General features: G+C 64.5%; 21 protein-coding genes and 1 tRNA gene. 11 read left to right on the top strand and 11 right to left on the bottom strand.

Annotated features, from left to right (window positions below; all coding sequences use genetic code 11):
* Nucleotide 1: 1 nt before the first annotated feature.
* The 4 genes from acpM to aceE form a co-directional block, all read right to left on the bottom strand.
* Nucleotides 2–301 carry a meromycolate extension acyl carrier protein AcpM gene (gene acpM / locus ACIBI6_RS30210; RefSeq protein ID WP_107655016.1) on the bottom strand — a complete coding sequence of 100 codons (300 nt, stop codon included), beginning with the start codon at nt 299–301 and terminating at the stop codon, nt 2–4.
* Nucleotides 302–424: 123 nt separating this feature from the next.
* A complete protein-coding gene (locus ACIBI6_RS30205) occupies nt 425–1,339 on the bottom strand; it encodes an ACP S-malonyltransferase (protein WP_364345443.1) in 915 nt (304 codons plus the stop codon).
* Between the two features lie 128 nt (nt 1,340–1,467).
* Nucleotides 1,468–2,802, bottom strand: coding sequence for a helix-turn-helix domain-containing protein (locus ACIBI6_RS30200; protein WP_364345445.1), 1,335 nt, complete (start codon nt 2,800–2,802; stop codon nt 1,468–1,470).
* Nucleotides 2,803–2,813: 11 nt separating this feature from the next.
* The gene (gene aceE, locus ACIBI6_RS30195; RefSeq protein ID WP_396958648.1) at nt 2,814–5,633 is read right to left on the bottom strand and encodes a pyruvate dehydrogenase (acetyl-transferring), homodimeric type; all 2,820 of its coding nucleotides are present in this window, start codon (nt 5,631–5,633) and stop codon (nt 2,814–2,816) included.
* A 297-nt stretch (nt 5,634–5,930) separates the two neighbouring features.
* Here aceE and ACIBI6_RS30190 point away from each other — a divergent pair, with 297 nt between their 5' ends.
* The 5 genes from ACIBI6_RS30190 to ACIBI6_RS30170 all read left to right on the top strand — a co-directional run bounded on the left by ACIBI6_RS30190 (nt 5,931) and on the right by ACIBI6_RS30170 (nt 8,326).
* On the top strand, nt 5,931–6,488 hold the full coding sequence (locus ACIBI6_RS30190; protein WP_364345449.1) for a hypothetical protein: 558 nt from the start codon (nt 5,931–5,933) through the stop codon (nt 6,486–6,488).
* 159 nt (nt 6,489–6,647) lie between these two features.
* Nucleotides 6,648–7,070 (top strand): DUF3052 domain-containing protein, encoded by a 423-nt coding sequence (locus ACIBI6_RS30185; RefSeq protein ID WP_040688342.1) that lies wholly within the window; start codon nt 6,648–6,650, stop codon nt 7,068–7,070.
* 71 nt (nt 7,071–7,141) lie between these two features.
* A complete protein-coding gene (locus ACIBI6_RS30180) occupies nt 7,142–7,621 on the top strand; it encodes a peroxiredoxin (protein WP_364345451.1) in 480 nt (159 codons plus the stop codon).
* Between the two features lie 32 nt (nt 7,622–7,653).
* Nucleotides 7,654–7,725, top strand: a tRNA-Val gene (locus ACIBI6_RS30175).
* A gap of 73 nt (nt 7,726–7,798) precedes the next feature.
* Nucleotides 7,799–8,326 (top strand): hypothetical protein, encoded by a 528-nt coding sequence (locus ACIBI6_RS30170; protein WP_364345453.1) that lies wholly within the window; start codon nt 7,799–7,801, stop codon nt 8,324–8,326.
* A gap of 11 nt (nt 8,327–8,337) precedes the next feature.
* Here the strand turns inward: ACIBI6_RS30170 and ACIBI6_RS30165 are convergent, their stop codons facing one another.
* Nucleotides 8,338–9,201 (bottom strand): NAD(P)H-binding protein, encoded by an 864-nt coding sequence (locus ACIBI6_RS30165; protein WP_364345455.1) that lies wholly within the window; start codon nt 9,199–9,201, stop codon nt 8,338–8,340.
* An 85-nt stretch (nt 9,202–9,286) separates the two neighbouring features.
* Here ACIBI6_RS30165 and ACIBI6_RS30160 point away from each other — a divergent pair, with 85 nt between their 5' ends.
* A complete protein-coding gene (locus ACIBI6_RS30160) occupies nt 9,287–10,030 on the top strand; it encodes a TetR/AcrR family transcriptional regulator (protein ID WP_364345457.1) in 744 nt (247 codons plus the stop codon).
* A gap of 435 nt (nt 10,031–10,465) precedes the next feature.
* Here ACIBI6_RS30160 and ACIBI6_RS30155 read toward each other — a convergent pair whose 3' ends face one another.
* The 3 genes from ACIBI6_RS30155 to ACIBI6_RS30145 all read right to left on the bottom strand — a co-directional run bounded on the left by ACIBI6_RS30155 (nt 10,466) and on the right by ACIBI6_RS30145 (nt 12,446).
* Entirely contained in the window at nt 10,466–11,374 is a 909-nt protein-coding gene (locus tag ACIBI6_RS30155) for a DUF5677 domain-containing protein (protein WP_396958602.1), read from the bottom strand.
* A gap of 626 nt (nt 11,375–12,000) precedes the next feature.
* On the bottom strand, nt 12,001–12,156 hold the full coding sequence (locus ACIBI6_RS30150; protein ID WP_364345461.1) for a hypothetical protein: 156 nt from the start codon (nt 12,154–12,156) through the stop codon (nt 12,001–12,003).
* Complete coding sequence (locus ACIBI6_RS30145) at nt 12,153–12,446, bottom strand: hypothetical protein (RefSeq protein ID WP_364345463.1); 294 nt, start codon at nt 12,444–12,446, stop codon at nt 12,153–12,155. The genes ACIBI6_RS30150 and ACIBI6_RS30145 overlap by 4 nt, the downstream gene beginning before the upstream one ends.
* A gap of 158 nt (nt 12,447–12,604) precedes the next feature.
* Between ACIBI6_RS30145 and ACIBI6_RS30140 the strand changes: the two genes are divergently transcribed.
* Nucleotides 12,605–13,753, top strand: a complete 1,149-nt coding sequence (locus ACIBI6_RS30140; RefSeq protein ID WP_396958601.1) for a helix-turn-helix domain-containing protein — start codon at nt 12,605–12,607, stop codon at nt 13,751–13,753.
* A gap of 2,882 nt (nt 13,754–16,635) precedes the next feature.
* On the top strand, nt 16,636–17,331 hold the full coding sequence (locus ACIBI6_RS30135; RefSeq protein WP_396958647.1) for a class I SAM-dependent methyltransferase: 696 nt from the start codon (nt 16,636–16,638) through the stop codon (nt 17,329–17,331).
* An 84-nt stretch (nt 17,332–17,415) separates the two neighbouring features.
* Here the strand turns inward: ACIBI6_RS30135 and ACIBI6_RS30130 are convergent, their stop codons facing one another.
* Nucleotides 17,416–17,658, bottom strand: a complete 243-nt coding sequence (locus ACIBI6_RS30130; protein ID WP_364345469.1) for a site-specific integrase — start codon at nt 17,656–17,658, stop codon at nt 17,416–17,418.
* A 90-nt stretch (nt 17,659–17,748) separates the two neighbouring features.
* On the opposite strand from ACIBI6_RS30130, the gene ACIBI6_RS30125 reads away from it, so the two are divergent.
* Nucleotides 17,749–18,066: a hypothetical protein gene (locus ACIBI6_RS30125; protein WP_364345471.1), complete on the top strand. Its 318-nt coding sequence runs from the start codon at nt 17,749–17,751 to the stop codon at nt 18,064–18,066.
* Nucleotides 18,067–18,153: 87 nt separating this feature from the next.
* Here ACIBI6_RS30125 and ACIBI6_RS30120 read toward each other — a convergent pair whose 3' ends face one another.
* Nucleotides 18,154–18,363, bottom strand: a complete 210-nt coding sequence (locus ACIBI6_RS30120) for a hypothetical protein (RefSeq protein ID WP_396958600.1) — start codon at nt 18,361–18,363, stop codon at nt 18,154–18,156.
* Between the two features lie 50 nt (nt 18,364–18,413).
* Here ACIBI6_RS30120 and ACIBI6_RS30115 point away from each other — a divergent pair, with 50 nt between their 5' ends.
* The gene (locus tag ACIBI6_RS30115) at nt 18,414–19,352 is read left to right on the top strand and encodes an SDR family NAD(P)-dependent oxidoreductase (RefSeq protein ID WP_396958599.1); all 939 of its coding nucleotides are present in this window, start codon (nt 18,414–18,416) and stop codon (nt 19,350–19,352) included.
* Nucleotides 19,353–19,538: 186 nt separating this feature from the next.
* On the opposite strand, the gene ACIBI6_RS30110 is transcribed toward ACIBI6_RS30115, so the two are convergent.
* Nucleotides 19,539–20,147 (bottom strand): XRE family transcriptional regulator, encoded by a 609-nt coding sequence (locus ACIBI6_RS30110; protein WP_364345478.1) that lies wholly within the window; start codon nt 20,145–20,147, stop codon nt 19,539–19,541.
* A 112-nt stretch (nt 20,148–20,259) separates the two neighbouring features.
* Here ACIBI6_RS30110 and ACIBI6_RS30105 point away from each other — a divergent pair, with 112 nt between their 5' ends.
* Entirely contained in the window at nt 20,260–21,078 is an 819-nt protein-coding gene (locus ACIBI6_RS30105) for an MBL fold metallo-hydrolase (RefSeq protein ID WP_396958598.1), read from the top strand.
* The last annotated feature ends 115 nt before the right edge of the window (nt 21,079–21,193 follow it).

Raw genomic sequence — 21,193 nt, 5'->3', positions numbered from 1 at the left:
CCTACTCGGCGTCGAACTTGGCCTTGAGCTCCGCGGCCGCGTCAGCGTTCTCGGCCTCGAGCTTCTGGATGTAGCCGACAGCGTCGCCGACCGTCTTCAGGCTGGCCAGATCCTCGTCCGGGATCTTCACGCCGTACTTGTCCTCGGTCTGAACCGCGATCTCGACCATGGACAGCGAGTCGATGTCCAGGTCATCGACGAAGGACTTCTCGATCGTCACCTCGGAGGGCTCGATACCGGTCACCTCTTCGATGATCTTGCCGAGTTCCTCGACGATTTGTTCCTGGGTCAGAGCGGCCACTTCGTGGCTCCCTTCTTATCTACTTTGTAGGGCTTCACTGTTGTTTTTCGAATCGAGCGAGCCGATGGTTACCGTCCGCTCGGTCACGATCGCGTATTGGGTTACACGGTCGCGGGGGGAAAGCTAGCCGGAAGTGGTGAGCCCGGCCAACGCGGGGAGGTCTTCGGGGGTCTTCAGGGCCAGTGTTGGCGTGCCCTTCAGTTCCCGTTTTGCGATGCCGACGAGCGTGCCCGCCGGCGGCAGCTCCGCTACTGCCGAAACCGCCGCTGCACGGACAGTCTCGGTGCACAGGTCCCACCGAACGGGCCGGGTGACCTGCGCCGCGAGCTTAGCGACAGCATCGGCGCCGGAGGTAACCGGCTTGCCATCGAAGTTCGAAAGCAGGGTCCGAGTCGGTTCGCTCGGCGCGATCTTGGATATGGCGTCCGTCACAGCGTCCTGAGCCGGGGCCATGAACGCGGTGTGAAACGCGCCCGCGACGGGCAGCGCACGCACCCGCGCCTTCTCGGGCGCGTTCGCGGCGAGTTCCGCGAGGGCGGTCAAACGTCCGGCGGCCACAATCTGACCCGCGGCATTGCGGTTGGCCGGGACGAGTTCGAGCTCTTCGAGCCGGGCGAGCACGGCTGCCTCATCGCCACCGAGCACCGCGGACATACCGGTCGGCTCCAGTGCGCACGCCTTGGCCATCTCCGCACCGCGGATGGCGGCCAGTCGCACCGCATCGTCGGCGGAGATGACTCCGGCGACCGCTGCGGCGGCGAGTTCACCTACCGAGTGTCCGGCGACAATGGTATCGGCTGGAAGTGAATCCGACTCGATTTCCGCGAAGGCCAGCAGTGCGGCGGCGACCACGAGCGGCTGGGTAACGGCAGTATCGGTGATCTCCTCCGCCGTCGCGGTGGTGCCGAGGCGAACCAGATCCAGGCCGGAGGCCTTGGACCAGAGGGCGAGGCGATCAGTCGCGCCGGGGAGGTCGAGCCAAGGCGCGAGCATGCCGGGTGTCTGGGACCCCTGTCCAGGGGCGAGCAACGCGATCACACCTCTAAGAAAACACTGTGAGGTACGCCGCAGGTGATGTCGACGCGAATGAACCTTGCGGAGTGCTTTTGTGGAGGTCCCACAAAAGCGCATGTGGGTTGTCCCGATCGACCGGGTCACCGGATCCGTTACAGGCCTTCGTGCCCTACTGGGAATTGAGTGACTTCTGGGGTAGGAGTCGACGATTCGTTACGGGTTCGTGTCAAACGACCCACTGTGGCGGCGATCCGGAGCACGTAGGCGTCCCTCGGATTCATCGGATCACGGCCCGTGATCTCCGCTATCCGCTTGAGGCGATAGCGAACCGTATTTGGATGAACGTACAGCTGACGCGCACACGTCTCGACCGCGCCACCGCAATCCAAATAGGCCTCGAGAGTGTCGGCCAGCGCCGATCCGGCGGCAGCCAACGGTAGGACAAGATACTCGTTCAACGCGTCGATTGCAGCTCGGTCACCCAAAAGGGCCCGCTCCGGTAACAATTCGGCGGCGTGCACCGGTCGCGGGGCCACGCGCCAGCCGACAACAGCCTCCATTCCGGCCAGTGCCTCCACCGCGCTGGCGTGCGCCGCACCGAGGGTGCGCATGGTCGGGCCGATCACCACCGGACCGTCGGAGAACACCTCGGCCAGCAAATCCGCGAGAAATGGTGAGGCATACGAGGTATCGCCCAGATTCCCGCTGACCACCATCACCAGCCGCGACCCCTGGACCACGGCCAGCGCCGCACGACCGTGCCGCGCGGCGATGGCGTGCACCGAGCCGACCATCGAGACGCCCTGATCCCCCGGCGGCGTGCCGACCAGCACCGTTGCCGGCGCGGTGGCATCCCAGTTCAGGGTCGCGGCCCGCGAGAGCATGTCCGGACCGGTATCGCCGCGCACGACCGCGTCCACAACCAATGCCTCGAGGCGGGTATCCCATGCGCCGCGGGATTCCGCGGCGCTCGCGTACACCGAGGCGGCGGCGAATCCGAGCTCACGCCCGTAGCGCAACACCGCCTCGGTGAGCGCGACCAGCTGCCGGTCGTTGCGCGCGAGCGCGGGCAGCCATTGTTCGAAGAACTCCATGGCCACGCGGACCATGTCCACGGTCTGGCGCAGCGTCAGCCGCCGCGCCAGATCCTGCGGGATCACTTGGAAGGCGTCCAGGCTGAAACGGATATCGCTATCGGGATCCTGTAGCCATTCCAGGAAGTTCACCACCGCGGTCTGCACCAGCATCTGCACGCCCGCGCGTTGCGCGGCATCCAGATCGGCGAAGAACGGCAACCGATCCTGCATCGACCCGACCGCCTCGGTGGAGAGGCGTCCGGAGAACTGCTTCACGCGTTTGAGCAGCGTGTCCGGCAGCGGGTCGCGGGTTTGCCGGTTCGGGGAGAGCGCGCCCGTCGGCAGATACACCTCATGCTCGGAGGAGCCTTCGGAGATCCGACGCGGCCGCGGCGGTTTACGTTCCACCATCCAATCGTCCGCTATGCGAGTTCATCTTCGGTGCCGGGAGCCGACTTCGGCGCGGCGTCGACATCATCGATGCGGTATTTGGCCGCCGCCTCGACCGCCTTGGCCGGATCTATCTTTCCGGTGCGGCCCAGCGCGGCCAGGGCCGCGACCACGATCGACTGCGCGTCGACGTTGTAGACCCGGCGCGCGGCGGGGCGAGTATCGGAGAAACCGAAACCATCCGTGCCGAGCGTAGTGAAGTCGCCGGGCACCCACTTGCGCACCTGATCCGGCACCGCGCGCATCCAGTCCGTCGCGGCCACATACGGACCCTCGACCCGGGCCAGCGCCTGGGTGACGTACGGGACGCCCGCATCGACGCCGGGGTTGCGCAGCTGGGCGATTTCCTTGTCGAGTGCCTCCTTGCGGAGCTCACCCCACGAGGTCACCGACCAGACATCGGCCTGCACACCCCATTCCTCGGCGAGCAGCGCTTGGGCGCGCACGCCATCGGGCACCGTGACACCCGAGACCAGGATCTGGGCGCGCACATTGCCCTCACCGCCGCGCTTGTACAGGTAGATGCCCGCGAGCAGTCCGGCGATATCGAGATCGTCGGGCTCGGCGGGCTGTACATACGGCTCGTTGTAGAGAGTGATGTAGTAGAAGATGTCCTCGCCGCCGAAGCCACCCGCGGAACCGTGCGGATGCGTGCCGGGAAGTGCGACGGGACCGGGCTCCGGAGTGCCACCGCCGTACATACGACGCAGACCGTCCCGCACGATATGCGCGATCTCGAAGGAGAACGCCGGATCGTAGGTCACCACGGCCGGGTTGGTGGACGCCAGCAGCAGCGAGTGGCCGTCGTTGTGCTGTAGACCCTCACCGGTCAGCGTGGTTCGCCCGGCGGTTGCGCCGAGCACGAAACCGCGCGCCAGTTGGTCTGCCGCCGCCCACAATCCGTCGCCGGTGCGCTGGAAACCGAACATCGAGTAGAAGATGTACAGCGGGATCATCGGCTCGCCGTGAGTGGCGTACGACGTGCCCGCCGCGGTGAACGATGCGGTCGATCCGGCCTCGTTGATACCCTCGTGCAGAATCTGCCCGACGGCACTCTCTTTGTAGGCAAGCATCAATTCCGCGTCCACGGAGGTGTACAACTGCCCGTTGCGGTTGTAGATCTTCAACGAAGGGAACCACGAGTCCATACCGAAGGTACGGGCCTCGTCCGGAATGATCGGCACGATCCGCTTGCCGATCTCCTTGTCCCGCAACAGCTCCTTCATGAGCCGAACCAGGGCCATGGTGGTGGCCACGTTCTGCTTGCCGGAACCCTTGCGCACCGACTTGTAGGCCTCGTCCCCGGGCAGTTGCAGCGGCTTTGCTGCAGCACGCCGTTCGGGCAGGAAGCCGCCGAGCGCCTTCCGGCGATCGAGCATGTACTGGATTTCGCGCGCCTGCATGCCCGGGTGGTAGTACGGGGGCAGGTAGGGGTCCTTCTCCAGTTCGGCATCGGAGATCGGAATCCGCTGCAGGTCACGGAAGTCCTTGAGGTCCTGCAGGGTCAGCTTCTTCATCTGGTGCGTGGCATTGCGGCCCTCGAAGTGCTTGCCGAGGGTGTAGCCCTTGATGGTCTTGGCCAGGATCACCGTCGGCTGGCCCTTGTGCGCCATCGCGGCCGCATAGGCGGCAAACACCTTGCGGTAGTCGTGACCACCGCGCTTGAGGTTCCAGATCTCCTGATCGGTGAGGTCTTGGACCAGTGCCTTGGTGCGCGGGTCGCGGCCGAAGAAGTGGTCGCGGACGTAGGCGCCGTCATTGGCCTTGTAGGTCTGGTAGTCGCCGTCGGCGGTGGTGTTCATCAGGTTCACCAGCGCGCCGTCGCGATCGGCGCCGAGCAGCGCGTCCCACTCCCGGCCCCAGATGACCTTGATGACATTCCAGCCCGCGCCACGGAAGAACGACTCCAGTTCCTGGATGATCTTGCCGTTACCGCGCACCGGGCCGTCGAGGCGCTGCAGGTTGCAGTTGACGACGAAGGTGAGGTTGTCGAGGCCCTCGTTGGCGGCGACCTGGATCAGGCCGCGCGACTCCGGCTCGTCCATCTCACCGTCGCCGAGGAAGGCCCAGACGTGCTGATCGGAGGTGTCCTTGATGCCGCGGTCGTGCAGGTAGTGGTTGAACCGTGCCTGGTAGATAGCGTTCATCGGGCCCAGGCCCATGGACACCGTCGGGAACTCCCAGAAGTCGTTCAGCAGCCGCGGATGCGGGTACGACGGCAGGCCGTGGCCCGGCCCGCCATGGCTGTACTCCTGCCGGAAGCCGTCCATCCGGTCGGTGCTCAATCGGCCCTCGAGGAAGGCGCGGGCGTAGATGCCCGGCGAGGCGTGACCCTGGATGAAGATCGAATCGCCGCCGCCCGGATGGTCCTTGCCGCGGAAGAAGTGATTGAAGCCGACCTCGTAGAGCGCCGCCGAGGACGCGTAGGTCGAGATATGGCCGCCGACACCAATGCCGGGACGCTGCGCCCGGTGCACCATGATCGCCGCGTTCCAGCGGATCCAGGCACGGAAGCGCCGCTCCACCTCTTCGTCGCCGGGGAACCACGGCTCGTTCTCGGTGGGGATGGTGTTGACGTAGTCGGTGGAGGTCAAGGATGGAATGGCGACCCTGCGCTCACCGGCGCGTTCCAACAGCCGGAGCATGAGGTAACGCGCGCGGCCCGGACCTTCCCGGTCGAGCATGTCATCGAACGATTCGAGCCATTCGGAGGTTTCCTCCGGGTCGATGTCCGGTAGATAGGACGCCACCCCTTCGCGGATAACCCGCACCCGCCCGCCCGTAGGCGGCACCTGCGATCCATTCGGATCACGCGGCGCGGAGTCGGTGCCAGCGGATTTCGCTGGCGCGGAAGAGTGGATCAGGTCGGTCAAATCTGCTCCTCGTACAGGGGTGGACAAGCTGATAGGCGTCTGTTTCCCCGGGCGGCACACTTGGTTGGCGGACCACCCGTTTTACGAAAGGTTCGGGCGCACCTCCATCCTTGCGGAAGATGTGGCCCAGGTCATCATGTCAGGGGCATCTGCAGTACGGTTCCGCAGGGAACGTGAGTCGAGGACCGCCGGTGAAACAGAGAGGCACGGAGGACAATGAAGGTGCTGGACCCACGCGGGTTCGCAGCAGTGTGCGCGGCAACGGCGGTCGTGGTCGGCCTGACCATCGCGGGTTGCGCGAAACACGTTGACGGCGTTGCCAATCCGAATGCCTCGGAACTAGCCGCCTACAAGACCGAGGCGGCCTCCTCCTCCGCGGCGGCGACCTCCTCACGCAAGGCCGCGGCACAGGCCCAGGCGATCAGCGACAACTGCGGTCAATTCCCCACAACCACAGGTGTCGGCGTTTCGAAGTACAACGAATTCGTAGACGCCCACGATGCGAACGCCGCGGACTACAACGCCAAGCGCGATACCGCCGCCAAAACCCTCGAAGACGCCGCGACCAAGGTCGAGACGGGGGTGAACAACGCCAACGGCGCGCTGCCCGCGGACCTGCAGGCCAAGTTCGCCGAATACGTCGCTGCCGCACGACAGCTCGCCGCGGAGACCCGCAAGATGACTTACACCGCCCCGGTCGGCGCACTCAACGATGCGAGCAAGCGGGTCAACGACGCGCGCAATACGGTCAAGGACGCATGCCCCAAACGCTGAATTCGTCCCATGAATCGGGGGGTGGTGGCGAAAATCGGCCAACGACACGAGGTTGTCACGCGACATTCCATGGGTATTTCGTCCGATCAGCTTGCGCTCGAGGCGATAACCATGTTCGCTTGCAACTACCTATTGTCTGGAGTTGAGGAGGACACCACCGTGGTCGCCGCGGCGGACGCGCAGAACTACGCTCAGAAGCTTGGCATTACACACGGCATGGTTGTCCAGGAGCTGGGCTGGGACGAGGACACCGACGACGACCTGAGGGCCGACGTTGAAGAGGCCAGCGGTGGGGAGATGGTCGACGAAGACTCCGACGAGGTAGTCGACGCTGTCCTGCTGTGGTGGCGAGAAGGCGACGGCGATCTAGCGGATGAACTGATGGAAGTCATCAGTCCGCTGGCCGACGAAGGCTTCATTTGGGTGCTCACTCCCAAGACCGGGCAACCTGGTCATGTCGATCCGAGCGATATCGCCGAAGCGGCACCCACGGCGGGTTTGACGCAAACATCGGCGATCAGCCTCGGTGCCTGGTCCGGCAGCCGACTCGTGCAGCCCAAGGCACCCTCGAAACAGCGCTGACCGCTTTCGCTATGGTTTCGCCGGGCGGTGTTTCACCGCCCGGTGAAGCCCGACACGATGGAGGATCAGTGATGCCAGTCGAGCTCGGCCCGCTGGAAATCGGCACGCTCGCGCCGGATTTCACACTCAAGGATCAAAACAACCAGGACGTCACGCTCTCGGACTACCGCGGCAAGAAGAACGTGCTGATCGTGTTCTATCCGCTCGCCTTCACCGGCATCTGCCAGGGCGAGCTGTGCAAGGTTCGTGACGAGTTACCCAAATTCCAGAACGACGCCGCGGAAATCCTCGCCATCTCGGTCGGCCCGCCGCCCACCCACAAGATCTGGGCGGCCGAACAGGGCTACATCTTTCCGCTGCTGTCCGACTTCTGGCCGCACGGCGCCGTAGCCCAGTCCTACGGCGTCTTCAACCAGAAATCCGGCTACCCCAACCGCGGCACCTTCGTCGTAGACCGCGACGGCATCATCCGCTTCGCCGAAATGAACGGTCCCGGAGAGCCCCGTGACCAGGCGGCTTGGGAGAAAGCGCTCGCCGCGCTAGAGTCCTAGACCGGCCCGTCGGTCACCCACCGACGGATCCCGGGCGTATAGCTCAGTGGTAGAGCTCTGGTTTTACACACCAGCGGTCGGGGGTTCGAACCCCTCTGCGCCCACCGAAGAAGATGCAGGTAGGAAACTTTTTAACGCCTACCGTCCTTTGCTCCACGCTGGCTCCGTGGAGCAAACATGGAGCAGGACACGCCCCTCCTGACCGGGGCTCCGGCCGCGCGCGGACCTGGGCGGCAGATTGGGGTGGGTTCCGAAGTGTTCGACCAACCGCGACTCACCTCCGACGGCGTCGGTACCGGATGGCCTGGCGGGATTCCACGGCAGCGACCGCCATGGTTCAGCTCTGATGAACAGTACGAGGCGTTCCTGAAGACGATGACCCACGACCTCGGGCCACAGTGCATTACCGCGAGCAGCATCGATGTCGAGCACCTCGATGAGCAGCGCCGCAATAAGCTGCTCGCCAATCACGCGTTGCGGCCCACCCTCGAATTCGTCTGCACCGCCTTCGCTCAGTTCGACGACGCGGCACTGTTTTCCCGAATCGGCACCTTCGAGAAGCAGTTCGTTCACGGACTGACGGGAGATCTCGCGGCCAAAGTCGGCGAGGCCGTCAAGAACGGGCGTGTTTTGATGCCGCCAGCGGCGGCAACGCATCTAATCCTCGACCCCACTATCCGCGTATACGCCGGACTCACCGCCTGAGCGCCGAGCGCTCAGCTCGCCAACAGCGCCTCGCGCAGAACCGCGTCGAAACCGGTCGGCTCGCGGCCGATCAACTGCGCCAACGTCGGGTCGACCGTGGCGAATTCACCGGCCCGGCTAGCAGCGAAGATATCCACCATCATGTCCGCCTGCGCGGCCGGGACGCCATAGCCCAGCATCTGGTGCCGGAATTCCTCGTCGGATACGGTGATGCGCTTGATGGTTCGGCCCGTGAGCGCGGCCGCGAGGGCGGCAATTTCGTCGAAATCGATGGCCTGCGCTGCGGTCAATGGCGGTGTGGGACCGTCGAATCGACCTTCCTCGGTAAGGATCGCCGCGGCCGCGTCGGCGAGGTCGACGTGTGCGGTCCAGCTCACCGCCCCATCCGCGGGCAACACGAGCTCTCCGGTCTCGGCTGCCCGCCCGAAGAACCGCACTGCACTGGCAGCGTAGAACCCGTTGCGGAGCGAGGTGAACGGAACACCGCAGGCCTGCAGTACTTCCTCGTCGGTGGCGTGGTCGCGACAGGGCTCGAACCGCGAGTCCGGGCTGGCACCCATATGGCTGGTGTAGAGGACGCGGCGTGCGCCTGCAGCGGCGGCTGCTTCGATGGCAGCCCGGTGCTGTCGGATGGCCTCCGCGCCGAGCTTGTCGACCGAGACGAGGAGCACCTGGCTGGCGCCCTCGAAAGCGTGGGACAGGCTGCCCGGGTCGGTGAAGCTGCCCTGTCGCACCCGTACTCCGCGGTCGGCCAAGTCCTGCGCCTTTCGCGGGTCGCGGACGCTCACACCCACCTGGTCGGCGGGCACTCGCGTCAGCAGACTCTCGACAATCCGACGGCCCAGCTGCCCGGTGGCTCCGGTCACGATGATCATGCCTTTACTCCTTGATTCCAACGGAAACGATAATACGTTAACAGTGATACTTCCGCTGGAAACAGTCAAGCGATATCGTTAATTCATGACATCGCCCACGCCACACAGGAACGACGCCACCGTCGGACCCGACGGCACGGCGTCGACTCGCGAACAACACCGGCAACGCGTCATCGAAGCCGCCGCCGACCTGCTGGAGCGCGCGGGTCGCGATGCGGTGACAACTCGCGCAGTCGCCGACCTGGCAGGGTTGCAGCCACCGGCGATCTACCGGCTGTTCGGTGACAAGGACGGGCTACTGGAAGCGGTGGCGGAGTACGGTTTCGCGAAATTCGTCGCCGGCAAACACGTCGACCCCGACCCCGTGGATCCCATCGAAGACCTTCGGGCCGGGTGGGACCTTGCGGTCGAGTTCGGTCTGTCCAACCCCGCGCTCTACACCCTCATGTACAGCGAACCTGCCGGCACCGAGTCGGCCGCATTCCGGGCCGGACTGGAAATTCTGCGCGGACGGGTCCGTCGCCTCGCCGCGGGTGGCTGGTTGCGTGTCGACGAACAACTTGCGGCCGGGATCATTCACGCCACCGGCCGGGGTGCGGTCCTGACCTGGCTGTCCTTCCCGGAAGCCAACCGTGACCCGGCCCTGCTCACCGCACTCCGAGAGGCCATGGTCACCGCGGTCACCAACGAACGCCCGGCCATCCAAGACACCGGCGCGGCCGGCGCGGCCCGCGCCCTCCGCGCCAACCTTCCCGAGGAAACAACGCTCACCACCGCCGAACAACACCTCCTCCGAGAGTGGCTCGACCGTCTCGCAGGTGAACACTGACCCCTCGACGCGCCGGCAGGCCGCCCCGGAAGGCTGGTGACAACCAGCGCCTGCATGTGACAAATAGAACCTGTCGGCACAGCAGCCCACCCTTTGCGACCGACTAGTTTGTGGATTCATCGAAAGTGTGTTCGATGATTGGCGGCCCGTGTACCAGGTCGAAGGTCGTCGCCGAGCCGGGACGGCTGTACCGGACCCGTGCGGGCTGGGTTGAGCCCGCCTCGGTTGCCTGCCCGCGCGTCATCTAGCCCCGCGAGCCCTACGTCAGTGGTTGTCAGCGCTGTTGCTCTCGGCCCTGATCTGACGCATCGGCGGTGTGGCGGCGCCACCACCTGGCCGTTGCAGCAGATCGTCGGTGTCGTGGCGTGGACCAACCGCCGCAGGAACGGCACCACACCCATACCCCGGGTGCGCACCTCGCGCAGCGCCACAGTGTCAGTAGTCGAGGCGGCCAGCCGGAGGGTTTCCGTCTGGCCAAGGCTGTCGCCCACTCGGCGACAGATTCCATTCGTTGGCATCAACGAGTGGCACAGCGGCGAACTGGGCGACAATCCTCCCTGCCGCAAAATAGGGTTCCAGTAGAGCTTCATCCCCGGACAGGAGCCCTGCATCTTCAAAGAAGTCGGCGCAGGCACTCGCGGTATCGATGAAAAGCTTGGGTAGCTGGTAGAGCGCGAAGCTGGCCCGGTATTCGCGAAACTCCGGTTTCAGTGCGCCTAACTTCCCGTGAGGATCACCCCAGAAATGGCGAAGCACTTCGCCCATCGAGAAGTGCAGGGCACGGCTCGCGGCGGCGTGCAGGTAGTCGTACAGATCCTCGTGTCCACTCTGCTTCGCAACCCAACTGGCACTTGGCAACACGCCGCGTTGCCAGCCGTACTGCTTGCGGAACCCCTGCAGCACACCCTCCAAGAGAGTCTGCTGCTTCTTCTGGGCATCCAGGAATGCCACCGGATACCAAAGCTCCTGCATCACCGCGTCGCCGACATAGACACGCTGGGCCATTAGAGACCGAATGCCGTCGGAGCGTCCCATAGCAGTGAGAAGTTCCTGCGCGTGCTGCTGTGGTAGGTCTTTTACCCACAGCATCCACAGCAACTCATCGAGCGCTGGCCGGACGAACCCGACAGCCAAATGCCCGAGCCCAGCCTTGGCCAGCACCACGGTGGCGTCGAGGGCTTCGAGTTGACGTCGAAGAATGTAGTTGACCGCCATCCGGCGAACATCGGTCAAGGCCGTCTCCCAGCTCAGGTCCCCAATAACGATGACCTGCTTCCCAGCAGCGATCCACGCTTCGACAGCTAGCAACCGCGCTTCGACGTCACCGTCCTCGAACACAGCCATAGAGCCAGCATGTACCCAATGACGTGCTCGTACGGAATTTGCCCCCGAAGGAATCGCCAGACTCGCGTGTATCGATCCGAATCCCACCAGGCACAGGCCGAGTCGGCTTCACCTGAATCCGGTAGACCGCGAACCCGCATCGTCTGCACCCTGTGCCCATACCGGAGGGAACAGACAGCGCCCCGTGCGCCGGACCGCGCGAGCGTCAGCTCGCGAAGAACGGCGCGCGACACCGTCGCACCACGCACACACCGTGAGCCGCCCAGCACACAGGAATCAGCAACTAGGCCGCGAATCTGTAGACCGCAGGAAAGGTGCGGCCTCAGGATCTACGACGAATACGGCGTGTCCCGCCCCTGGAACGGCTGCGCAATGCCTGGCGGTGCGCCAGCCCGGAGGACATCGAGCATTTCGGGGAGTCTCCGGCATTGCCGCGTCATATCGAAGGTGACATCGAATTCGCCATGCCTCGAGTCCGAGCCCTGGCCGGTCACCTGCTCCACATCGGCGGCGAGAAGCGCTCGACGGCGAATCGATGCGGATCGGCCGTTACCGCACATATTGGCCAATATATGCGGCAACGGTCATCAAGTTCGGTATCGACGCCGACTTCAGCTCGACGCGGCCTACCGTCCGCCTTCGTCCTCGATGCGCTGCCGGATCGCCTGTACCGTACGGTCTTTCGGGATGCGCTCGGGCCAGAAGATCACCGCGAACACCACGGTCAGGGGCAGGCCGAACACGATCACCCACCCGAGCATGATCCACATGTCGGCACTCATCGGCGCACTCCGTCGATGAGCGACCAGCGGGCGAAAGTCTCACGCGGGCAGGCGCATTCGATGTCGCACGCACCCATCAGTCGATTCAGTGTCGCCGCGTCGATATGGCCGGAACTCGGGAGCAACACCACGTCGGTACCTGATGCCTCAGCCTGTTCGGCCAGACTCAGTACCGAGCCCGTGTCGGCCCAGCGCAGCACGTATCCCAACCGGCGCGCCAAGCGGCGCACTTGAGCCGAGTCCCATTCGGGTACCGGCGAACACGGGTCCATCCAGCCGAGCGCATCCATGCCGCAACCCTCCTGTCGTTGGCAAGCTCCCACCGCCGAGGACTTCGCATCACCCGGCGGCGGGGCTGAAAAAGACGCTAGGCGTGCGACTTTGGGGAATGGAGTACTTCGACGGCTACAACCGTCTACAGCCGGACTACGCACGTTAGGCTGGTCTTATGGATGAGTCGGACGCCGTTACCGGTGCCCGGCTGCGCGCTGCGCGCGAGGCGGCGAGGCTCAGCCTGTCCGCGCTGGCGGCGCGAACTCACTACTCCAAGGCATTGCTCGGCCTGTTGGAGACCGGGCAGCGCCAGATCCGACCGGAACACGTCCGCGCTTACTCCGATGCCTTGGGCATCGGCTCATCGCTGTTCAACGAACCAGCCGATGGTGAGCAGGCAGCGGCGGAATGGATTCATCGGGTTGCCGCGTCGGACCTCGGTGGAGACACTTTGGACCGCCTGGAGCTGGCGGTGGACGACTTGGCGGCGGGATACCCGATGACTCCGCCGGGCGAACTGCTCATGCGCATACGGCAACATCTCGGCTATGCCGGACGCCTGATGGACAGCCGCAAGACCCTGACCCAACACCGCCGGTTGCTGGTCGCGGTCGGCTGGCTGTCGCTGCTGGGCAGCACCTGCCACATCGACTTGGGCGAAATCTCCGCCGCAGCGGCTCGCGGACACCTGGCCTGGAAGCTCGCGGACGAAGCGGGACACCGTGAGATCGCGGCATGGTGCCTGGAAACACGGGCATGGCAGCAACTGACCGGCGGTGAGTTCACGGCAGCGGCCGAGTTAGCGCGCGCCGCGCAGTCCCTTGCCCCGGAAGACAGTTCGGCGTTCATCCAGGCGACTGCTCAGGAGGGCCGTGCTCTGGCGCGGCTCGGGGACAGCAAAGGCACCTACGGGGCGCTGCGCAAGGTCGCCATGATGGTATCCGGGCTGAGCACGCCTGATCGACCCGAACACCATTTCCGCTACGACCCAGCGAAATCGGATGCCTATGTGGCCACCACGCTGGCGTGGCTCGGTGATCCGGCGGCGGAGTCCTACGCCCGGCACGTACTCGCCGATTTGGCGGGGGCCGCATCCGCCCGCCCGCGTCGCATCGCGATGGCGAACCTTGACCTGGGTCTGGCGCTGGTCGCCGCCGACAAGCCTGATGAGGCGGCGGACGTGGCGCTGGCCGTGGTCACCTCGGGCAACCTGGTGCCCTCCCACTACTGGCGCGTATCCGAGGTGGTCTCCGGTATCGAACACCGGGATGTCGCGGACGCGGCCATGGTGCGTGAAGCGTTCCGCGACACCTACGCCGTGTAGCAACCACAGATTCGCACAGGTCAGAGGCGTGATCGGCGCACCCCCGAACTTGCCAAGACCTTGCCAAGACAGGCAGATACGGGTCGGACACAGCGGTACTGGCTGGACGTTCTCATGCCTCTGACCTCGACGGGATGGACCGGGCGGTACCTGCTGGACGATGTGGCGCGCTTTTACACACCAGCGGTCGGGGTTCGAACCCCTCTGCGCCCACCGAAGAACTACCAGCTAGATACCAGTTTCGTTATCGCAACACATCTGCTCCACGGTCATTTCATGGAGCAAACGTGGAGCAGGCACGGTTTGCGGGACCAAGAAGGGGAGCTAGATGGCGGACGCAGTCAACCCAGCCACCGCCCTGTACCAAATCCTTGACCGCGTCATCAACTCCCAAGCCACCTCCGTTGCCAAAGGGCTGGGAGTCTGTCCTCGGGGCAAACGTAGGCACTGCTGGGTTCGCGCTTCGCCACAGTGAAGTCGTAGGTCTGTTGAGCGCTGTCCATCAGCGCCTACTGAGGTTGCCTGCAGGCGACGGCGATCGCGAGCGGCACTTGCGCTATCTGCCAGCCTGGTACGACGCGATTGTCTGCCGAAACGGCTGGAACAGCTCGACCTTCCCCCGCCGCGAACCTAATCCCCTCTGAGACCCTGGACCACCTTGGCAGTTTGGGGTCCTTGTTCAGGATGATGGCGGCTTTCGTTGTGCGTCAGGCAGAGAGCAGATCCACCCTGCTGACTCGTACCTCATACTGCTCTTCACGGAGGGCGCCCTCCGCCTTCTCTTCCCAATCGGCCAGGCCACCGCTATGTCGGTGCTGTCCAGGGAGATGAGTGCCGCAGAGGCCGCGCGGCGGCGCGGGATGAGTACGGCATCGGTGGGTAGGTGGAAGCAGACTTTCCTGGATGCCGGGACCAAGGCCCTCGATGAAGATTCCCTCCGGTCCGGCCGGGGCGCAGGGCACGCCGGAGCAGCGGCGGTTGCGGATGGCACGAGACCGACGACCTACCTCAACGCGCCCTTGCTGACGTTCCCCGTCATTTGCATCATATGTTTGGCTTTGGAACGTTTTGGTGGGGTGGTTCCTGCGCCCGCGGAATGATCACGCAGGCCCTACTGCAGGCGTAGGATGAGCGCATGGATTTCGCGGTTCGGGCTGGGTGATGAAGAGGCTCCCGGGAAATCCTATAATGGGGGGTGCCATTGAAAATGGTTGGCATCACTATCGCATGCGGGTCGCTCGGGCTGACCAGTAGCCTTTACTCTCCGGTGACACTGTCGCCGGGGCGGCGGGAAAGTAAATGGAATTTGGACGCGATCATTCGTATGTCCATTTTCCGCAAATACATGAGAAATTCCTCTAAAGAAGCGAGTGAACTTCACATGTCCGAGAACAGCAAACACAGGTGGTGGGTTGTTGGCGTCGCGGTCCCTCTCCTGGCCGCCGCGATCGGCGCTATTGTCGTTTTGTGGCCCAAGCCTGATCCGACAGCTGTACCGAGCTCAACGTCATCGAACGCGCTACGGACCACGATCCCGCTTCCGGCCGCTGACCCGATACCGGACTGCAAGTGCTTCAATTACAATCCTGAATGGCCGGGTCTTGCTCGAGGCTGCTACAGCGGTTCGATGAGTGCATGTGACCGGCTGTGGAACCAGACCGCGTATGCGGCCACCCCGGCGCCTGTGGCACACAACTACGGGCTCAGTTGCGGCGGGCGACGGTCTCTCGACAAGGGGCAAGGATATACGTATTCGTCTTGTGCCGAGCGGTTCCCAGGCCATGCTTGAGTGGAGCCGCTTCACAAAGGGCAGAGTGAGAAGGCTATGGCCAGTTGGCCTTCCGCAACATCCCAGGCAAAACCGAAATCTTACGGACCTGTCGTACGTGTCCAACTCGTTGGTTGCATAGGGCTGACACCAGACGTCTAATGATAGTTAACTGATAGTTTGCTTCCAAGGGGTGGTTGGAATGCTATTGCACAGTCGCTGTTGGGGGGTGATCGCCTCAACCCTGATGGTCGGGGCGTCCATTACCGGTTCACCGGGTGGCGTCGCACAACCGCCGGAGCCGACAACGCTCGCCGGAATTCTCGCTCGAGTGGAAGCGCGCGGCAATCCAGCAGAGGGCTCCGCACTGGACGCTGCGCAGCAGTGGGTCGCGCGTTATGGGGACATAGACCTGCCACTGACCAACGTAAATCGCGCAATAGAGTACGCCGGGACCTGGCCACCGGAGTGTGTGAATCCGGTGGCAGCATTCGAGATCAACGCGCAGCCTTCCGGACCGGATATCGCCGCCATGATCTACAACGGCCCATGGCGTTTTTCGTGGGAGCCGGTGCCCGACCCGCCTGGTGTACTTTCCCCGTTCTCAGGAGTTCGGTTTATCTTCGTCAACATCGAACAGCAATTTATTGGCGAGGTTCCGTGGGAGTGGACCGGAACGCGGACAATACCGGCTATTCCGTTGGATCGGGCCTTCCAAGGGAACTTTCCGATTCGATTCAGTCAACTCACTGAGTTCGGTGGTGGGACGGTCGTCGGCCTCTTTGTCGGGCAAGACATCCCGACTAATGGGCCCCAGTGTCCCCCGTACAGCAGAGCGGTTGTCGCAAACGGGGACTCCACAGGCTGCTCGCACTTCTTGTGCCCGAGTGGCTACCCCTACAACCGCTACCCGCCTCCCTACGGCTGACCGCGACCACAGCCTATGCACTTGGGGTGAGGCGGGTTTCACCGCTGCTGGCTGCGCCACTTGAGGTAACCCTGTTGCGGATTTGGACGCACCGAAACCCTCCTCCAGGGCACACCGCTGACTGCCGCCGCCCTGCCGAACCTCCGGCAGCTGCCGCCCTGCTCGATGAGCTGGACATGCGTGAGGATGCCCGCCCGGCGTACCGTCGAGTTTGTGAGCAGTGGCGCCTTGCCGGCGGCAGCGGTGAAGGGCTCGGACCCGTGGGCCCGGGTGTTCGCGGCGCTGTATGACCCTCTGCTGTGGGTGGGCGAGAGGGCGGGTATGGGCGCTCGCCGACGGGATTTGCTCCGCCATGCGAGGGGGCGGACTGTCGAGCTCGGCAGTGGCACCGGTCTTAACCTGGAGTACTACCCTGACGGTCTCGACGAGCTGATCCTCACCGAACCGGAGCCCGCGATGCGTGCGCGGTTGGCGCGGAGACTGCTTCGCAGTCGACGTCGAGCGCGTGTGCTCGACGCATCGGCGGAACAACTGCCGTTCGCGGATGAAACCGTGGATACGGTCGTCTCAACTCTCGTGTTATGCACCGTCGACGACCCTGATCCGGTGTTGCGGGAGATCGAGCGCGTGTTGCGCCCCCGCGGGCAGCTGCTGTTTCTCGAGCACGTACGTTCTGAGTCGCGGCGACTTGCCTATTGGCAGGACCGCCTCGCTGGCCCGTGGCGCCGGTTCGCGGAGGGCTGCCACTGCAACCGCGCCACTCTCGAGCTGATCCGGGCGTGCGGGCTGGAGCTCGAAGACGTACAGGAAGCGTCGTGGCGCGGAGAGCCCCCGATTGTTCGACCGCTGATCCAGGGTGTGGCCACCAAAAGCGGTAAGTGACTGAAGCTGCGGCTCACTCGGCCGCGTACCGGCGTGCTGCCTCAACGGGCCTGTCGGTGGTACCAACCGCATGAGACAGCACAACTAACCGAGCACGCCTACGCTCCCCCACTGGCTATCAGCCAGGCTCGCGTAACGCTGCGTCGTCCGCAGCGACGCGTGCCCAAGCAGTTTTTGAACCTGCTGGATCGGCACCCACGCGCGTACGAGGCGGCCCGCGTAGGTGTGCCGTAGATCGTGAGGCCGGACCTTTCCCAGTCGCCGGGTGAACTCGGCGGCTGGGAAGTCGGCGATGCCGGAGCTGAAACGGCCGATTCGTGTCCGCACCGGCCATGAACAGGGCAAACTGTCCGGTGGACTCTCGCGGTCTCACGGTAGGGCTGACCATAGGCAGTATTCCGGAGCTAGGAGGACGCGATGACTAGTTTTGCAAGCCAGCAGTGCATCTCCCAGATGTCGGAGACGAACCCGCGGGCGCAGCTGTTCGTTGATGGAGGCGCCGCATACGCCTATTTGATGTACCGGGATATCCAAGACGGCCGGTACGACCGCATCCCTACGCCGCCGGGCAACGATCATCTGGTGTTGCATGTCGAGAAGGGGCTGCGGGTGACGATGTTCTCCGAGCCCGTGTTCACCGGAGCCAAGACCGTAGTGGCAGCGGATCAGGGCAGGCGCGTCAGGCAGTTGGTCGACCGCGCGGTGGTGAAATCAGCGATCGTCGAATCGGTCTGACGCAGACCATCGCCGCAGCCGCTCGAAGTCTTCTCATGGACTGTCGAGGAATTAATCATCTACCGAACGCGGGACTGCCGCAGATCTTCATAGCGCGATGCGCGCGCCGACCGCGGTCAAGGTGAGGATGGCTCGGGGTCCGGTGACGAGATCGCCTGCTTTGGCGATGGTGCTGAGAAAGGCCGTCCCGGTGCCGAGCACGAACAGCACACCGATCACGATCAGGTAGCCGATTTCCGGACATGCGTCGATCCACCCCGGCGGGCCGAGCGGGTACGCAATTGTGCGGGGCTGCATGCCAGTGGCGTGTGAGGGCAGTGCAAGAGCCCGCTGTAAAGGTCGATGGCATGACGTGGCATAGCGGCCAGCAGGCCGAGGGGAAAACAATTCTGGTTACCGGCGCTAACGCTGGCATCGGGTATTTCACCGCCGAGCAACTGGCGGCCAACGGTGCCACCGTGGTGCTGGGCTGCCGTGACACCGCCAAGGGCGACCTCGCGCTGCGCGCGATCCGGGCACAGGTTCCCGGCGCACGACTGCGATGCGTGCGCTTGGATCTGGCGGATCTGTCCTCCCTGCCTGCGACAGCGGACGCCCTCGATGCCGATAGCCTGGACGCGGTCGTGCTCAATGCCGGAGTGCTGCTGTCGGGTCGCGATCGCCGCGTGAGTGCTCAGGGGCACGAATTGATGTTCGCGACAAACCATCTCGGGCACTTCGCGCTAATCGCTCATCTTGCGCCGATGCTGACGGCCGCCGCGAACAGTCGGGTGATCACGGTGGGCAGCTTCGCCGCGCGGTCGGAGCGGCTGGATCTCACCGATCTGCAGTCCGAGTACGACTACCGGCCCAAGCGCAGCTATGGGCGATCGAAACTGGCCCAGATGCTATTCGGTTTCGAACTGGATCGTCGTCTGCGCGCACGCGGTGCCGGCACCGCCAGCATTGTCGTCCATCCCGGCGGTGCCCTGGACTCGCTGACCCCGTCGCGGCCACCGTTGTTCGTGCGCACCACCACCCAGCGCCTGCGCGGGCTGCCCGCAGGTGTTGTACTGCACGGCAAACACGCGGGGGCCGAAAGCATTGTCCGAGCCGTTCTGGACGCCGAGATCACCGGCGGGCAACTATGGGGGCCAAGGGTTTTCGGTCTCCGCGGACAACCGCATCGGGAAACACCCCACGCGCATATGACCGACCTCGACACCGCCACCGGAGTGTGGGCCGCCAGCTCGGCACTCACCGGCGTCGATCCGCTCGACTGTCCGTCTACGCCGGCCCGACCATGACCCCCCCTGTTTCAACTCCAAATACCCCGAATCGTCATGACGGGCGCCTCGGAATGCCACACAGCTCGCGGTTCGAAACCGGCGACTGTGCACGTTCGAACGAGCGCACCATAATGCCGCTACCCGAGCGAACGACTGACGCTTGGGGGTGTGCGCGGTGGTCTCTGATGTGCCTGCTGCGGCCGATCAGGTTCTGCGCGAGATGACCATGATGTATTCGCAGGGAGCGTTCGTTCGGTTGGCGAAGCCGTGGTCCGCGTCGGCCTGGAAGAACAGGGAGTCGCCTGTGTTCAGGGTCTCGCTGATCCCGCCGATCGCGACGGTGAGAGTGCCTTCGAGCACCACGAGTTGTTTCTCCGTACCCGGCGGATACGCGGGCAGCAGCCCGGTAGAGACCTGTGCGGGGAGGTAGTGGACGACCATCTCGGCTCCTCCCGCGCCCGGGGCCGCTGACACCATGTGCCGCTCGAAGCCGGTTTCCGGGTCACGGAAAACGGGGCGATCGTTCTTGCGCATGACAACGGCCACACCAGACGCGGCAGCAGCTGCCCCACCGATCAGGTCCGACAGCGACGCGTCGAGCGCGTGGGCGATCCTAGACGCGACGCCGATCGTCGGGCTCTTCTCACCGCGTTCGACCTTGGACAGCATCGCCCGGCTGACCGACGACTGTGTGGACAGCTGTTCCAGCGTCAGACCCGCCTCCTCGCGGCGTCGCCGCACGTTACCGCCGAACGCGCCGGCCAGGTCGTCACTGTGCTGCGGTTCGGCCGTGTTTTCGTCTTGCTCGACCACCCGTGCTCCTCGATCGATGAGTACCTCGCTGCCCACAGTGTAGATTTCTTCTAAAGAAGATATAGTCTTCTATCGGAGACACGCGATATGCGCCCAACACGACGGAGGTTCCATGCGTTTGATCTCGAGTGGCCAGCACCATGCCACGTTCGAATTCGGCGATCTGCAGGTGATCTCGTTGCGAGACGGGTACATCGACATGCCGCCGACACGGCTCCGCGACGAGGATGGGCGCACGCTCGAGGAGCTGCCAGCCGCCGTGCCGCTGGCCGGTGACAACTTGCGGCTGTCGGTCAATGCCTTCTTCGTCACCGACGGCACGCGGTCGGTTCTCATTGACACCGGCGCGTCCAACGCATGGCACGACCCCACCATGGGATTGATCTACGACGCGCTCGACGAAGCGGGAATCGACCGCGCGCATGTCACCGATGTGGCCATCACCCACAAGCACGAAGACCATGTGAGCGGCCTGATCGCGCCGGACGGTTCAGAGGCGTTCACCGAACTTGAGCGCGTGTGGATCGGCGCGGGCGACACCTCGGTGTTCACGGGGCGGCTCGAGCCGATCCGCGACCGGGTCGTACCCGTGTCCGAGACGGTCGCGATCAACGACTGGACCACCGCGATCCCGACGCCGGGCCACACACCCGGTCACACCGTCTACCACGTCAGGAGCGGCACCGGTCACCTTCTCGCGTGGGGCGACACCGTTCACGTTCCCACGCTCCAATTCGATCAGCCGAACGTGTCCTGGGAGCTCGACGGCAACCAGTCCCAGGCCCGCGCCGCGCGAGCGGCCCTCCTCGAACAACTGACCCAACCACACCACTTCGTAGCCGGCGCCCACCTCGACTCACCCGGCATCGCCCGCGTAACCCCCTCCGGCGACGGCTACGCGCTGGAATACCTCGCACCACCGATCGGCTGATCGAGCCTGTCGGCTCCGAGCCGCGCTCGCGATGGCGGCCAAGGGGGCAAGCTCGTCCGGAACGTGGTCGAGCCGATCAGGCGCTGTCCGGGCGCGTAGAAGTTGATCAAGGTCG

The organism is Nocardia sp. NPDC050412 (assembly GCF_044458825.1).
GTDB lineage: Bacteria > Actinomycetota > Actinomycetes > Mycobacteriales > Mycobacteriaceae > Nocardia.
The sequence above is the reverse complement of the archived record's forward strand: the minus strand, read 5'-3'. Positions and strand labels throughout refer to the sequence as shown.